Annotated in this window: 13 protein-coding genes; 4 read left to right on the top strand and 9 right to left on the bottom strand. The window is 61.9% G+C overall.

Annotated features, from left to right (window positions below; translation table 11 throughout):
- Positions 1 to 27: 27 nt before the first annotated feature.
- The 4 genes from ACIPO9_RS19275 to ACIPO9_RS19290 all read right to left on the bottom strand — a co-directional run bounded on the left by ACIPO9_RS19275 (position 28) and on the right by ACIPO9_RS19290 (position 3,974).
- Positions 28 to 813: an NAD-dependent deacylase gene (locus ACIPO9_RS19275; RefSeq protein WP_400604224.1), complete on the bottom strand. Its 786-nt coding sequence runs from the start codon at positions 811 to 813 to the stop codon at positions 28 to 30.
- Positions 810 to 1,514, bottom strand: coding sequence for a DnaA regulatory inactivator Hda (hda, locus tag ACIPO9_RS19280; protein ID WP_274135360.1), 705 nt, complete (start codon positions 1,512 to 1,514; stop codon positions 810 to 812). Before hda ends, ACIPO9_RS19275 begins: the two co-directional genes overlap by 4 nt.
- Before the next feature lie 263 nt (positions 1,515 to 1,777).
- Complete coding sequence (locus ACIPO9_RS19285) at positions 1,778 to 2,851, bottom strand: AI-2E family transporter (RefSeq protein WP_274135358.1); 1,074 nt, start codon at positions 2,849 to 2,851, stop codon at positions 1,778 to 1,780.
- 55 nt (positions 2,852 to 2,906) lie between these two features.
- Entirely contained in the window at positions 2,907 to 3,974 is a 1,068-nt protein-coding gene (locus ACIPO9_RS19290; protein WP_400782841.1) for a DUF2066 domain-containing protein, read from the bottom strand.
- 302 nt (positions 3,975 to 4,276) lie between these two features.
- Here ACIPO9_RS19290 and purM point away from each other — a divergent pair, with 302 nt between their 5' ends.
- The 4 genes from purM to ACIPO9_RS19310 all read left to right on the top strand — a co-directional run bounded on the left by purM (position 4,277) and on the right by ACIPO9_RS19310 (position 7,405).
- Complete coding sequence (gene purM, locus ACIPO9_RS19295; protein WP_274135355.1) at positions 4,277 to 5,335, top strand: phosphoribosylformylglycinamidine cyclo-ligase; 1,059 nt, start codon at positions 4,277 to 4,279, stop codon at positions 5,333 to 5,335.
- Positions 5,336 to 5,343: 8 nt separating this feature from the next.
- Positions 5,344 to 5,997 (top strand): phosphoribosylglycinamide formyltransferase, encoded by a 654-nt coding sequence (gene purN, locus ACIPO9_RS19300; RefSeq protein WP_400604229.1) that lies wholly within the window; start codon positions 5,344 to 5,346, stop codon positions 5,995 to 5,997.
- A gap of 32 nt (positions 5,998 to 6,029) precedes the next feature.
- The gene (locus ACIPO9_RS19305; RefSeq protein WP_274135353.1) at positions 6,030 to 6,746 is read left to right on the top strand and encodes a DUF3108 domain-containing protein; all 717 of its coding nucleotides are present in this window, start codon (positions 6,030 to 6,032) and stop codon (positions 6,744 to 6,746) included.
- Positions 6,747 to 7,213: 467 nt separating this feature from the next.
- Positions 7,214 to 7,405, top strand: coding sequence for a hypothetical protein (locus ACIPO9_RS19310; protein WP_274134204.1), 192 nt, complete (start codon positions 7,214 to 7,216; stop codon positions 7,403 to 7,405).
- Between the two features lie 54 nt (positions 7,406 to 7,459).
- Here ACIPO9_RS19310 and ACIPO9_RS19315 read toward each other — a convergent pair whose 3' ends face one another.
- The 5 genes from ACIPO9_RS19315 to cysM all read right to left on the bottom strand — a co-directional run bounded on the left by ACIPO9_RS19315 (position 7,460) and on the right by cysM (position 13,628).
- Complete coding sequence (locus ACIPO9_RS19315; protein ID WP_274134205.1) at positions 7,460 to 8,002, bottom strand: DUF2058 domain-containing protein; 543 nt, start codon at positions 8,000 to 8,002, stop codon at positions 7,460 to 7,462.
- Between the two features lie 39 nt (positions 8,003 to 8,041).
- Positions 8,042 to 8,875 carry a nucleoside triphosphate pyrophosphohydrolase gene (mazG, locus tag ACIPO9_RS19320; protein ID WP_400782843.1) on the bottom strand — a complete coding sequence of 278 codons (834 nt, stop codon included), beginning with the start codon at positions 8,873 to 8,875 and terminating at the stop codon, positions 8,042 to 8,044.
- 93 nt (positions 8,876 to 8,968) lie between these two features.
- Positions 8,969 to 11,212 (bottom strand): GTP diphosphokinase, encoded by a 2,244-nt coding sequence (gene relA, locus ACIPO9_RS19325; RefSeq protein ID WP_274134207.1) that lies wholly within the window; start codon positions 11,210 to 11,212, stop codon positions 8,969 to 8,971.
- Positions 11,213 to 11,370: 158 nt separating this feature from the next.
- Positions 11,371 to 12,726 carry a 23S rRNA (uracil(1939)-C(5))-methyltransferase RlmD gene (gene rlmD / locus ACIPO9_RS19330; RefSeq protein WP_400604234.1) on the bottom strand — a complete coding sequence of 452 codons (1,356 nt, stop codon included), beginning with the start codon at positions 12,724 to 12,726 and terminating at the stop codon, positions 11,371 to 11,373.
- Positions 12,726 to 13,628, bottom strand: coding sequence for a cysteine synthase CysM (cysM, locus tag ACIPO9_RS19335; RefSeq protein WP_400604236.1), 903 nt, complete (start codon positions 13,626 to 13,628; stop codon positions 12,726 to 12,728). Before cysM ends, rlmD begins: the two co-directional genes overlap by 1 nt.
- Positions 13,629 to 13,833: the final 205 nt, after the last annotated feature.

Consider the following 13,833-nt stretch of genomic DNA (forward strand, 5'->3'; position numbering starts at 1 on the left):
TGCCCTCTATCGTCATCATTTGCAAATTCAATCGACACAAATGTGACTTACCAGTGACTCCATGACATCTAAGGCTTTACACCTCAGAAAAGCGTCCATCTGCATGGAGTGGTCGGTCGACGAGGGATTTATCTCGGCGGTAAAGCCTCCCGCGACCCGCGTGCGCAGCATCGGCTCGTGAATATACGGGAAGCTGGCGGTGGTTCCAATGCTCAATACTGCATCGAAGCCTTTCGCCATCTCTTCGTACAGCACGTTCAATGCCAGTTCTGGCAACATTTCCTCGAACAACACCACCGGCGGGCGCAACACGCCCTGGCATTGCCTGCACAACGGCGGCAGTGGCCGTTGCAGGTGTTCACTCAATTGAGGGTCCTCGGCGCCGCAGGACTGGCAATAGAGCGGCGCGAGGTTGCCGTGAATTTCAATCAGACGCTCGGGCGGGCTGCCCGCAGCGCGATGGTAGCCGTCGACATTCTGCGTCAGCACCCAGCACTCAGGCTTGTGGCGCTGCAATTGAGCGATCGCATAATGCGCCGCATTGGGCTGTCCGCCCAGGCAAGCGCTGCCTAATTGTGCAATGTACTTCCAGCACAGTGCCGGATCACGGCGCAGCATCGGTCCGGACAGGGCCATCTCGATCGGCAGGCCGTCGTCGGTGTGGCCGTTGTACAGGCCACCCACCCCGCGATAGGTCGGCAACCCCGAATCGGCTGAAAGCCCGGCACCGGTAATGATCAAGATGCGTTTGGCGTGACGCAGCGCAGCGGCCGTCTGCAGCACCAGGGCTGGATCGACCGCAGGCGTGTTCACCAGCCCAGCGTCTCTTTGAGGAAGGGAATGGTCAGTTTGCGCTGGGCCTGCAAGGAGGCCTGGTCGAGTTGTTCAAGCAGGTCGAACAAGGCGCTCATGCTGCGCTTGCCACGGGTCAGGATGAAATGGCCGACTTCATCGGTCAGGTGCAAGCCGCGACGCGAGGCGCGCAATTGCAGGGCGCGGAGTTTTTCTTCGTCGGACAACAGGCGCATCTGGAACACCAGGGCCATGGTCAGACGCGACTTGAGGTCGGCCAGCTTGACCGGCAGTTCGCGAGGCGAGCAGGAGGCGGCGATCAGCAGGCGGCGGCCGCTGTCACGCAGGCGGTTGAACAGGTGGAACAGCGCTTCTTCCCACTCGGGCTTGCCGACGACCGCTTGCAGGTCATCCAGGCACACCAGCTCGTATTGTTCGAGATGGTCGAACAGTTCGACGCCTTCTTCGAGCAGTTCGGCCATGGGCAGGTAGACGGCAGGTTCGCCCAGTTGCGTCAGGCGCAGGCAGGCGGCCTGCAGAAGATGGGTGCGCCCCACCCCGTTCTTGCCCCAGAGGTAGATCAGGCTTTCAGTCCAGCCGGCGTCGGCCTCGCACAGGCGCTCCACATAGCCGAGTGCAGCGGCGTTGGCGCCTGGGTAGTAATTGATGAAGGTGGCGTCGTCACGCAGACGCACACTCAGGGGCAGCTGAACTGGTTTCATGCTGGCTAAACGGTTCGAAAACAAACCGCCAAGGGGCCTCTGTGTAAAGTGTGCAAAGTTTATACCCGCAAAGCGGACCGCACAATGCGCCAGACGACCTGCAAAATCAAAGGGTTGCGTCTGTCTCGGGCCAGGCCGTGGATTATAGGGCTAACGCAGGTGCATTGTAGGAGCGCGCTTGCCCGCGATAGGGCCGTGTCAGGTTAATAAATACCGCCTGATACGGCCCCGTCGCGGGCAAGCGCGCTCCTACAGGGGGGATCTCAAAGATCAGGATCTTCCATCCCGCCGTAGATGTCCGAATCCTTGTACAAATCGTGCACATGACGCACCAGGACCATGATCACCGCCGCCACCGGCAACGCCAGCAGGATGCCGGTGAAGCCGAACAGCTCGCCGCCGGCCAGGATCGCGAAGATCACCGCCACCGGGTGCAGGCCGATCCGGTCGCCCACCAGCAGCGGCGTCAGGACCATGCCTTCCAGCGCCTGACCGACCATGAACACCCCGACAATGGCCAGCATCGGATACAGATCGCCGCCGAACTGGAAGAACCCCGCCAGAATCGCCGAACCGATACCGATCACGAAGCCCATATATGGCACGATGGCCGCCAGCCCCGCGATCACACCGATCAACAGCCCCAGTTCCAGGCCCACCAGCATCAGGCCTGCGGCGTAGATCACGCCCAGCGCCACCATCACCAGCAACTGCCCGCGAATGAATGCGCCCAATACTTCGTGGCACTCATCGGCCAGCGCGACGATTTTCTTCTCGCGATGGCGTGGCAGCAGGCTGCGCACCTTGGCCATCATCACGTCCCAGTCCCGCAGCAGGTAAAAGCACACCACCGGGATCAGCACCAGGTTGGTCAGCCAGCCAATCAGCGCAAGCGTTGAAGTGGTGGCCTGGGCCAGCACGATGCCGACGATGTCGCCGGTCTGCCCCATGTGCTCGGAAATCGCCGCCTTGACCTTGTCGAACTTCCAGAAGCCGTCCGCCAGCCCAAGCTTGGCCTGGGTCCACGGCAGCGCAGTGTGCTGCAGCCAGTCGAGGATCTGCGGCGCCAGTTCATACAGGCGATACAGCTGCTTGGCGAGCATCGGCACCAGCACCAGCAGCAGGCCCATGAAGATCAGGGTGAAGAACACGAATACCGTGACCACGGCCCAGGTGCGCGACATCTTGAGTTTTTCCAGCCGGTCGGCCAGCGGATCGCCCATGTATGCCAGCAGCAACGCCACCAGAAACGGCGTGAGGATGGCGTGCAGCAGCCAGACGAACAGGCACAGCAGGACGACCCCGCCCAGCCAGAACCAACGACGCGTATCAGTCATTACTGCCCCTTGAACCCGAAATAAATTGCTTGATGCAACGTCGTTATGAACCCGCTCACCAGCGGAAGTGCAATGTTTGCGCGGCGGTAGCCGGAGCAGGCGCAGGAACCGGCGCCGCACCAGGCCCGGCAGGCACTTGTCCGGCATCGACCGGCGCGCTGGCCACTGCACCGGCAGGCACTTCCTGCAACTTGGCCAGGGACAGTTGCGAACGCAACTGATCAGGGCTGCCACTGACGTCGAATACCACACGATCGGCATCGACCGATTTCAGCCGACCGCCAAAGGGTTCCAGCAGGCGCCCCAGTTGCGCATATCGCTCAAGGTTCATGCCCTGCACTTCCAGCGCCATGCTCGACGAAGCGCCCGGCTTGACCACGAAGCGCGGGGCCAGACGCTGACTCACCGCCAGCAATACCGCATCGGCCAGTTCCGCCTGGCCGGCACCGGTGGCGCTGCCCTGCTCGGATTTGTCACCCAGCCACAGGTGCCATTTACCCTGCCATTGACCGCCGTTTTCCTGGGCGTGCACCGCCAGAATCGCATCGGAGCCGTAACGCTCGGAGGCCTGCTTGAGCGGGGCGACGTCGTTGCCGTCCAGGGTCTTGGCGTTGCCGATACCCTGCTCGCTCAAGTCTGCCAGCGGCAGACGCAGCGGCAGGCCGCGATGACGGGCGGCGCGGCGCAGGGGCTCGGCCGAGGCCTGACCGTCGCCCACCAGGTTGGCGCCGTCGGTCGCATCATTGAGCCACCAGGCCATGATCACCGGGCGATTGGAGCCCCACAGCGAAAGCCCGGCCTGCCGCAGCGCGCGCTCGGTGCTGGCCGGATCGAAATCCACCTGCAACGACTCCGGCGGACCTGCGTCATAGCCGTACTGACTGATGATCTGCTGCGGATCCTTGCGCACTTCGGCAAGGGCCGGGCTCTGCGCGGCCTTGGCATCACCGGTCAGGCGAATCACCAGCGTCTCCAGCGCAGCCTGGGTCGCGCGGGTTCTTTCGTCCGGCGTTTGCCCGCTGACCGGCTCGCGCACCTGATAAAGATTGTTCACCGTCTCGGCCAGGGCCGGGAGGCTCAAGAGGGACAGACAGCCCGCGAACAGACAGTTTTTCAGGCGCATAGAAAATTCCCAAACGATGCTTATAAATAGCTGCATAAAAATGACTGGCTCGACTCTGACCGCAGCACGGCGCGAATCGCTCACTCTGAAGCTGAAGTTACACCCTTTATAGCTGCCGACGAACGGCAAAACCCTGAACAGACGCGTTATTTTTTCTTCATCTATGGCCCTGCCCGTCGGCCCAAGGATGGCCGCTTGGGTCCAATCCTGATAAAATCGCGCGCCTTCGCAGACCGGCGATGACACGGCCATGAGCCGTCGACCTCGGTCGTTACCCCGAATCCCCCCTAAAGGCCTGGATAATGAGCAAGCAACCCTCCCTGAGCTACAAAGACGCCGGTGTAGACATCGACGCCGGTGAAGCATTGGTCGAACGCATCAAGAGCGTCGCCAAGCGCACCAAGCGCCCGGAAGTGATGGGTGGCCTGGGGGGCTTCGGCGCGCTGTGCGAAATCCCGGCTGGCTACAAGCAACCGGTCCTGGTCAGCGGCACCGACGGCGTCGGCACCAAGCTGCGCCTGGCACTGAACCTGAACAAGCATGACAGCATCGGCATCGATCTGGTGGCCATGTGCGTGAACGACCTGGTGGTCTGCGGCGCCGAGCCGCTGTTCTTCCTGGACTACTACGCCACCGGCAAGCTGAACGTCGACACCGCCGCCCAGGTCGTGACCGGCATCGGCGCTGGCTGCGAACTGGCCGGCTGCTCGCTGGTCGGCGGCGAAACCGCTGAAATGCCTGGCATGTACGAAGGCGAAGACTACGACCTGGCCGGCTTCTGCGTCGGCGTCGTGGAAAAGGCCGAGATCATCGACGGCTCCAAGGTCGTTGCCGGTGACGCCCTGATCGCCCTGCCATCTTCGGGCCCGCACTCCAACGGCTACTCGCTGATCCGCAAGATCATCGAAGTCTCCGGTGCCGACATCGAATCCATCCAGCTGGACGGCAAGCCTCTGACCGACCTGTTGATGGCGCCGACCCGCATCTACGTCAAGCAACTGCTCAAACTCATCAAGGACACCGGCGCGGTCAAGGCCATGGCCCACATCACCGGCGGCGGCCTGCTGGACAACATCCCGCGCGTGCTGCCGGAAGGCGCGCAGGCGGTGGTCGACGTGGCAAGCTGGACCCGCCCGGCGGTGTTCGACTGGCTGCAAGAGAAAGGCAACGTCGACGAGCACGAAATGCACCGCGTCCTGAACTGCGGCGTCGGCATGGTCATCTGCGTGGCCCAGGAGCACGTCGAGGCGTCCCTGAAAGTGCTGCGTGAAACCGGCGAACAGCCTTGGGTCATCGGCCAGATCGGCGTTGCTGCCGAAGGCGCTGCACAAGTCGAGCTGAAGAACGTCAAGGCACATTGATGCCTGACATGCCCCAACCTTGTGACGTAGTGGTGCTGCTGTCCGGCACCGGTGGCAACCTGCAGGCGATGATCGACAGCCTCCAGAACAGTTCGGGCCCGGCTCGCATTCGCGCGGTGATTTCCAACCGCGCCGATGCCTACGGGCTCGAGCGCGCCAGAAACGCGGGGATCGACACCCGCGTTCTCGACCACACCGCCTATGAAGGTCGCGAAGCCTTCGATGCGGCGCTGATCGAAGCGATCGATGCCTTCGCGCCGAAGCTGGTGGTACTCGCCGGCTTCATGCGCATTCTCACCCCAGCGTTCGTGCGTCATTACCACGGCCGCCTGCTGAACATACATCCGTCACTGCTTCCACGGTATAAAGGCCTGCACACCCATCAGCGGGTGATCGAGGCTGGCGATGTGGCGCATGGTTGCAGCGTGCACTTCGTCACCGAGGAACTCGATGGAGGGCCTCTGGTCGTACAAGCAGTTATTTCGGTAGAGTTGCACGACACGCCTGCGACCTTGGCGCAAAGGGTTCACACCCAGGAACACCTGATCTACCCGCTGGCAATTCGCTGGTTCGCCGAGGGCCGATTGGCTTTGGGCGAAGATGGCGCACTGCTGGACGGCCAGCCACTGGGGCCCAGCGGCCACGTGATTCAGGCCAATTGAATTGGCCCTTTAAATTAAAGTCAGGAGATATTATGCGTCGCGCTTTGCTCTTCGCTTTCGCACTGTTCGCACTTCCTGCGGTCAACGCGGCAGACCTTCAACCCTTCTCCGCCAGCTACACCGCTGATTTCAAACAGCTCCCTGTCGGCGGCGGCAGCGCTACCCGCAGCCTGGAAAAGAACGCCAACGGCAGCTGGACCCTGAGTTTCAAGGCGTCGATGATGATCGCCAGCCTGACCGAAGTCAGCACCCTGAAATCCGAAAAGGACACGCTGCTGCCACAGACCTACCACTTCGAACGTGGCGGCCTGGGCAAGAGCAAGACCGTTGACCTCGTGTTCGACTGGCCGACCAAGTTCATCACCGGCACCGACCGTAACGATGCGGTGAAAATCCCGCTGAACACCGGCGTGCTGGACAAATCCACTTACCAGCTCGCCCTGCAGCACGACGTGGCCGCCGGCAAGAAGAGCATGAGCTATCAGGTGGTCGATGGCGACGAAGTCGACACCTATGACTTCCGCGTGCTGGGCCCGGAAAAGGTCGAGACCAAGGTCGGCTCGGTCGATGCCATCAAGGTCGAGCGCGTACGTGACCCGACGCAGAACAAACGCATCACCGTGATGTGGTTCGCCAAGGACTTCGACTATCTGCTGGTTCGCCTGCAACAGGTCGAGACTGACGGCAAGGAATACAACATCATGCTGCAAGACGGCACGGTGAACGGCAAGTCGGTCAAGGGCAGCTGATTGCGCTGATCGAACGCTGTACAGAAAACCCCGCCCTTTGGCGGGGTTTTTTATGCCCGATGCAAACGTATCCTGCATCCGTAGCAGCCCGGCTTGCCGGCGTCTGCGATCTTGCGGCCCCTGACACCTTGTAGGAGCGCGCTTGCCCGCGATAGCCGCGCGCCAGATCCACACCCATGCTCCGGGATGACGCAATCGCGGGCAAGCGCGCTCCTACAAACACCTGCATGAACCGCCAGATTCGTGGCGTTTATTGTTCCCCACGGCTACATGAAACTTTCTTCATTGCTTGCCCCAGGGTGCGACAAAACGCCACACACCCTGCAAAAACAAGTACTTGCGGACTCTTGCCTGATTGGTAAAAAACTCTTTCCAGAATCGTCGGTTTACTTAGCAAGCTACCAAATTCTATAAAGAACCTACTGCGACGTCCTGCCGCAGATATCAAAGAGTCAGGAGTTTTCAATATGACGGTAACGGTTACTGAACGCGACGAAGCGCACAAATCCCATGAGAGCATCGCGGATGGCATTCAGATCTGGGATGTACGCCAACAAGATCAATTGGTAGGGATGTTCCACCACGAATCGGACGCTCAGCGTTACGCAGCAGAGCTCGCGGAACTGGAAGCCAGGAAGGCGGCAGCGAGCCGTACGTGATTACAGGATCGCAGCAAGACAAAACCCGCCCAGGCGGGTTTTGTCGTCATGGGCTTACCACATCAGGTCGTCAGGGATCTTGTACGCCGCATACGGATCGTCGCCATCCGGCTCTTCGGTCGGCTCGCTGAGCAGCACGATACGGCGCGGGTCACGTTCCTGGACCTTGAGCGCGGCCTCACGAGGAATCACCTCGTAACCGCCGCCATGGTGCACGATGGCCAGCGAGCCGTTGCTCAGCTTGCTGCGCATCAGCGAGTTGACCGACAGGCGCTTGACCTTCTTGTCGTCGACGAAGTTGTAATAATCCTCGGTGGTCAGCTTCGGCAGGCGCGTAGCTTCGATCAATTGCTTGACCTGCGCGGCACGGGCTTTCTGCTCGGCTTTCTCCTGCTGCTGGCGGTTCAGCTCCTGGTCGCGCTTGGCTTTTTCGGCCATGGCTTCCTGAGCGGCACGCTGGGCGGCATCGTCGGCGACAGCCTGGCCCTTGTGCACCAGACGCTGTTCTTTCTGTTTGCTCTTGGTGACCTGCTTGGCCTGCTTCTCGTTGACCAGACCTGCCTTGAGCAACTGGTCACGAAGGGAAATACCCGCCATCTGTCTTCTCTCTCTGCCTTCTATTCCTAAATCGTCAGCTCAACCGCAGTCTGGCGAGTTCTTTTCCTGGCGCTTGGCTTCGCCCCAGAGCGCATCCATCTCTTCGAGGCTGCAATCTTCGATGGGGCGCCGGGCTTCGCGCAAGGCCTGTTCGATAAATCGGAAGCGCCGCTCGAACTTGCCGTTGGCGGCGCGCAATGCGTTCTCCGGATCGACCTTCAGATGCCGGGCCAGATTGACCACGACAAACAGCAGGTCGCCGATTTCTTCGTTGATGCCCTCACGGTCGTTGTCGGCCATGGCTTCGAGGACTTCATCGAGCTCCTCGCGCACCTTGTCGATCACCGGCAGCGCCTCGGGCCAGTCGAAACCGACCTGGGCCGCACGCTTCTGCAACTTGGCGGCGCGGGACAAGGCCGGAAGTACCGTCGGCACGTCGTCGAGCAGCGACAACTGCTCGGGCACATGGGCCTTCTCGGCGCGCTCCTCGGCCTTGATCTCTTCCCAGCGATGCTTGACCTGGTCTTCGCTCAGGCGTGGCGTCTCCAGCGGTGCGTACAGATCGCCCGTGGGGAACACGTGGGGGTGACGACGGATCAGCTTGCGGGTGATGCCATCGACCACGCCGTCGAACTCGAACCGCCCCTCCTCGCGCGCCAGTTGGCAGTAGTACACCACCTGGAACAACAGATCGCCCAGCTCGCCCCGCAGGTCATCGAAATCCCCGCGCTCGATGGCGTCGGCGACTTCATAGGCCTCTTCGAGGGTGTGCGGCACGATGGTCGCGCAGTTCTGCTTCACGTCCCACGGGCAACCGTACTGCGGATCGCGTAGCCGGGCCATGAGGTTGATGAGGTCTTGAAGTGTGTACATGGGTTCCCTTCGGTCACAGCAGCAAGCCACAAGCCACAAGCTTCAAGTTATCCGCGTGCAGCTTGCGGCTTGTAGCTTGTGGCTTAAAGCTGCTTAGGGCGTACGGTTACGCCGCGTCTCGATGATGTTCGGCAACTGCGAGATGCGCCCCAGCAACCGGCCCAGTGCATCCAGCCCCGGAATCTCGATGGTCAGGGACATCAGCGCGGTGTTGTCTTCCTTGTTCGAGCGGGTGTTGACCGCCAGCACGTTGATGCGCTCGTTGAGCAGCACCTGGGACACGTCACGCAACAATCCTGAACGGTCGTAGGCACGAATGATGATGTCCACAGGATACGTGAGCACCGGCACCGGCCCCCAACTGACCTGGATGATCCGCTCCGGCTCGCGCCCGCCCAGTTGCAGCACCGAGGCGCAGTCCTGGCGGTGAATGCTCACGCCACGACCCTGGGTGATATAGCCGACGATGGCATCCCCCGGCAGCGGCTGGCAGCAGCCGGCCATCTGCGTCATCAGGTTGCCCACGCCCTGGATCTGGATGTCGCCACGCTTGCCCGGCTTGTAACCGGAGGCTTTGCGCGGAATCAGTTCCAGCTGTTCGTTGCCACGCTCGGGCTCGACCAGTTGCTGCGCCAGGTTGACCAGTTGCGCCAGGCGCAAGTCACCGGCACCCAGGGACGCGAACATGTCTTCGGCGGTCTTCATGTTGGCCTTGTCCGCCAACTTGTCGAAGTCCACCTGCGGCAAGGCCAGGCGCAGCAGCTCGCGTTCGAGCTGGACCTTGCCCGCCGCGACGTTCTGATCGCGCGCCTGGAGCTTGAACCAGTGCACGATCTTGGCCCGCGCCCGGGAGGTGGTGATGTAGCCCAGGTTCGAGTTCAGCCAGTCGCGGCTCGGCGTGCCGTGCTTGCTGGTGATGATCTCGACCTGCTCGCCGGTCTGCAGGCTGTAGTTGAGCGGCACGATGCGGCCGTTGATCTTGGCGCCACGGCAGTTGTGGCCGATCTCGGTGTGCACGCGGTAGGCGAAGTCCAGCGGCGTCGCGCCCTTGGGCAGGTCGATGGCGTGACCGTCCGGGGTGAACACGTAGACCCGGTCTGGCTCGATATCCACGCGCAATTGTTCGGCCAGGCCGCCAATGTCACCCAGTTCTTCATGCCATTCGAGCACCTGACGCAGCCAGGAGATTTTCTCTTCGTAATGGTTGGAGCTGGATTTGACGTCGGTGCCCTTGTATTTCCAGTGGGCGCAGACGCCAAGCTCGGCCTCTTCGTGCATGGCGTGGGTGCGGATCTGCACCTCCAGCACCTTGCCTTCGGGGCCGATCACCGCAGTGTGCAGCGAGCGATAGCCGTTTTCCTTGGGGTTGGCGATGTAGTCGTCGAACTCCTTGGGAATGTGCCGCCACAGGGTGTGGACGATGCCGAGCGCGGTGTAGCAGTCGCGCATCTCCGGCACCAGCACGCGCACGGCGCGCACGTCGTAGATCTGGCTGAATTCCAGACCCTTGCGCTGCATCTTGCGCCAGATCGAATAGATGTGTTTCGCCCGGCCACTGATGTCGGCGGTGACGCCGGTGGCCAGCAGTTCGTTTTCCAGCTGCGACATCACGTCGGTGATGAAACGCTCGCGATCCAGCCGGCGCTCGTGCAGCAGCTTGGCGATCTGTTTGTACTGCTCAGGCTCCAGATAGCGGAAGGACAGGTCCTCCAGCTCCCACTTGATGTGGCCGATGCCCAGGCGGTGGGCCAGCGGCGCGTAGATGTCGAAGACTTCCCGGGCAACCCGGTTGCGCTTCTCGTCGGTGGTGTTCTTGACCGCGCGGATGGCGCAGGTCCGTTCGGCCAGCTTGATCAGCGCGACGCGCACGTCATCGACCATGGCCACCAGCATCTTGCGCAGGTTTTCCACCTGCGCCTGGGTGCCCAGCACCAGCGACTGGCGCGGGCTGAGACTGGCGCTGATGGCCGCCATGCGCAGCACGCCGTCGATCAGCTTGGCCACCGTGGGGCCGAACCGCTGGCTGACATCCGGCAGCGGGATCTTGCCTTCACGCACCGCGCGATAAATCACGGCGGCAATGAGCGAGTCCTGGTCGAGCTTGAGGTCGGCCAGAATTTCAGCGATTTCAAGACCCGTCTGAAAACTCGACGTGCCTTCCGCCCAGAGGTTCTTGGCGGCGTTGTCCTGTTGCTCGGCCTGTCGGGCAAATTCGCAGGCTTCTTTCAATGCCTGCCGGTCTACCGCCAGGTCGACGCTGACCACGTGATCAAGCCAAGCGTCGAGATTGATACTGCCGTCTGTGTTTATCGGCTGGTGTGCTCTCACCTGTACCATGTTGCTTACCTTCCCTACGGCGCGATGAAATGCGCCATCAGTCGCCAGCCTTCTACAGCGCACCTGCCTTGCGGGCCTTGCAAGGTTCACGTGCGCGGGCCAGTCGGATTAAACGAGACTCCGTGTGAGGCGCTGACTTGTGTCCTTAAGTCGGCGCTTCACTTACTCGCTTCAAATAACGCCATCGCCTCGACATGCGCTGTCTGCGGAAACATGTCGAGAATTCCGGCACGTCTTAAACGGTAGCCCTGCTTCTTCAATTCGACCGTGTCGCGCGCCAGAGTTGCCGGGTTGCACGACACATACACCAACCGTTCGGCGCCCAGTGACTTGAGCTTGCCGACCACCTCGAACGCCCCGTCACGGGGAGGATCGAGCAGGACCGCGCTGAAACCTTCCGCCACCCAGGCCGCCTTGTCCAGCGGCTGCGACAGATCCGCCCGGTAAAATTTCACATTCTGCAAATCATTGCTCAATGCGTTGTCGGTTGCACGTTGAACCATGGTATCAACGCCCTCCACCGCCACCACTTCGCGCACATTCTGCGCCAGCGGTAGAGCGAAGTTACCAAGCCCGCAGAACAAGTCCAGTACTCGTTCGTCCGGACGTGGCGCAAGCCAGGCCAGCGCCTGTTGAATCATCGCGACGTTGACCTGCGCATTGACCTGCACAAAGTCACCAGGACGATACGCCAGTTGCAGATTCCACGGCGCAAGCTCGTAACCCAACTGCGCCGAAGGGTCCACCGGCTGTGGCTCCCCCTCACCGTGCAACCAGAGTTGCGCGTCGTGGGTTTCACAAAATGCCTTGAGCGTTGCCAGGTCCTGCTCGGCCAGCGGCGCGGTATGGCGCAACAGCACGGCATTGGCCGAACCACTGAACAACTCGACATGCCCCAGCGCCTGCGGCTTGCTCAAGCTTGCAAGCATGGCCGGCAGTGCCGTCATGATCGGCTGCAAGGCCTGTACCAGCACCGGGCATTGGTCGATGGCGATGATGTCCTGGCTGGAGGCTGCGCGAAAACCCACGTCCAGGCGCTTGGCCCTGGCGTCCCAGCGCACGGCGATGCGGGCGCGGCGGCGGTAGGCGTATTCGTCACCGGTCAGCGGCGCGGCCCACTCCTCAGGCTCGACACCGGCCACGCGGCTCAACTGCTCGGCGAGCATGCGCTGTTTGAGGGCAAGCTGTTCGGCATGGGGCATCTGCTGCACGCTGCAACCGCCGCATCGACCGAAATGCGGGCACGGCGCCGGGCGACGCAGGTCGCTTGCCTGAAACACCCGTTCGGTGCGCGCTTCGACCACCTTGCCGTGGGCGCCGAGCACCCGCGCTTCGACCTCCTCACCGGCCAGGCTGCCCGCGACGAACCAGGTGCGACCGTCGACAAAACCGACGCCACGGCCGTCATTGGCCAGGCGCTCGATGGTCAGACGCTGTTTCTTGCCCGTAGGCACCTGCGCGGTCCGTGTGCCGCCACTGGGCTGGAAGCGCAGTCCTGAATCACGCTTGGCCATCAGTTGGGTGCATCGTAGATGCCGGTCGACAGGTAACGGTCGCCCCGGTCACAGATGATCGCGACGATCACCGCGTTCTCGACTTCTTTCGAAATACGCAGCATCCCGGCGACGGCACCGCCCGAGGAGACGCCACAGAAGATGCCTTCCTCGCGGGCCAGGCGACGCATGACGTCCTCGGCTTCGGCCTGGGCCATGTCGACAATGCGATCAACGCGGTCGGCCTGGTAGATCTTTGGCAGGTATTCCTGCGGCCAGCGACGAATGCCCGGAATCGAGGCGCCGTCCATGGGTTGCAGACCGACGATCTGAATCTCGGGGTTCTGCTCCTTCAGGAAGCGCGAGGTGCCCATGATGGTGCCGGTGGTGCCCATGGAGCTGACGAAGTGAGTGATGGTGCCTTCGGTCTGCCGCCAGATTTCCGGCCCGGTGCCGGTGTAGTGGGCCTCGGGGTTGTCACCATTGGCGAACTGGTCCAATACCTTGCCACGGCCTTCGGCCTGCATGCGATCGGCCAGGTCACGGGCGCCTTCCATGCCTTCTTCCTTGCTGACCAGGATCAGCTCGGCACCGTAGGCGGTCATCGCGGCCTTGCGTTCGGCACTGGAATTGTCCGGCATGATGAGAATCATGCGGTAACCCTTGATCGCCGCGGCCATGGCCAGGGCGATGCCGGTGTTGCCGGAGGTCGCTTCGATCAGGGTGTCGCCCTGATGGATCTGCCCGCGCAACTCTGCGCGGGTAATCATCGACAGCGCCGGGCGATCCTTCACGGAACCGGCCGGGTTGTTGCCTTCGAGCTTGAGCAGCAACGTGTTGCTGGTATTCCCGGCCATGCGTTGCAGACGCACCAGCGGGGTGTTGCCGATGCAATCGGCGATGGTTGGATACTGCAGGGTCATGGCGTTTCGCGGTCCAGACGTGCGGGGGTCGCCTATCATACCGGCAATCGCCTCAACCCCATATCACGCAAAGTGAGTTGGATATTTCGAAAAGGAATAAGGGTGTAAAAGGAAGCGACTGACACCACTTATCCCCGTAGCAGCACGGCTTGCCGGCGGGAGCGGTGGATCAGACAAAGATTCATTGCCTGACACGACGCCCCCG

Source organism: Pseudomonas sp. NPDC090203 (assembly GCF_044746765.1).
GTDB classification, from domain to species: domain Bacteria; phylum Pseudomonadota; class Gammaproteobacteria; order Pseudomonadales; family Pseudomonadaceae; genus Aquipseudomonas; species Aquipseudomonas putida_AD.

What these genes read in the sequence shown, in the direction of transcription:
- hda (WP_274135360.1), bottom strand. Translation starts at nt 1,514, where the DNA reads ATGAAACCAGTTCAGCTGCCCCTGAGTGTGCGTCTGCGTGACGACGCC.
- ACIPO9_RS19285 (WP_274135358.1), bottom strand. Translation starts at nt 2,851, where the DNA reads ATGACTGATACGCGTCGTTGGTTCTGGCTGGGCGGGGTCGTCCTGCTG.
- ACIPO9_RS19290 (WP_400782841.1), bottom strand. Translation starts at nt 3,974, where the DNA reads ATGCGCCTGAAAAACTGTCTGTTCGCGGGCTGTCTGTCCCTCTTGAGC.
- purM (WP_274135355.1), top strand. Translation starts at nt 4,277, where the DNA reads ATGAGCAAGCAACCCTCCCTGAGCTACAAAGACGCCGGTGTAGACATC.
- purN (WP_400604229.1), top strand. Translation starts at nt 5,344, where the DNA reads ATGCCCCAACCTTGTGACGTAGTGGTGCTGCTGTCCGGCACCGGTGGC.
- ACIPO9_RS19305 (WP_274135353.1), top strand. Translation starts at nt 6,030, where the DNA reads ATGCGTCGCGCTTTGCTCTTCGCTTTCGCACTGTTCGCACTTCCTGCG.
- ACIPO9_RS19310 (WP_274134204.1), top strand. Translation starts at nt 7,214, where the DNA reads ATGACGGTAACGGTTACTGAACGCGACGAAGCGCACAAATCCCATGAG.
- ACIPO9_RS19315 (WP_274134205.1), bottom strand. Translation starts at nt 8,002, where the DNA reads ATGGCGGGTATTTCCCTTCGTGACCAGTTGCTCAAGGCAGGTCTGGTC.
- mazG (WP_400782843.1), bottom strand. Translation starts at nt 8,875, where the DNA reads ATGTACACACTTCAAGACCTCATCAACCTCATGGCCCGGCTACGCGAT.
- relA (WP_274134207.1), bottom strand. Translation starts at nt 11,212, where the DNA reads ATGGTACAGGTGAGAGCACACCAGCCGATAAACACAGACGGCAGTATC.
- rlmD (WP_400604234.1), bottom strand. Translation starts at nt 12,726, where the DNA reads ATGGCCAAGCGTGATTCAGGACTGCGCTTCCAGCCCAGTGGCGGCACA.
- cysM (WP_400604236.1), bottom strand. Translation starts at nt 13,628, where the DNA reads ATGACCCTGCAGTATCCAACCATCGCCGATTGCATCGGCAACACCCCG.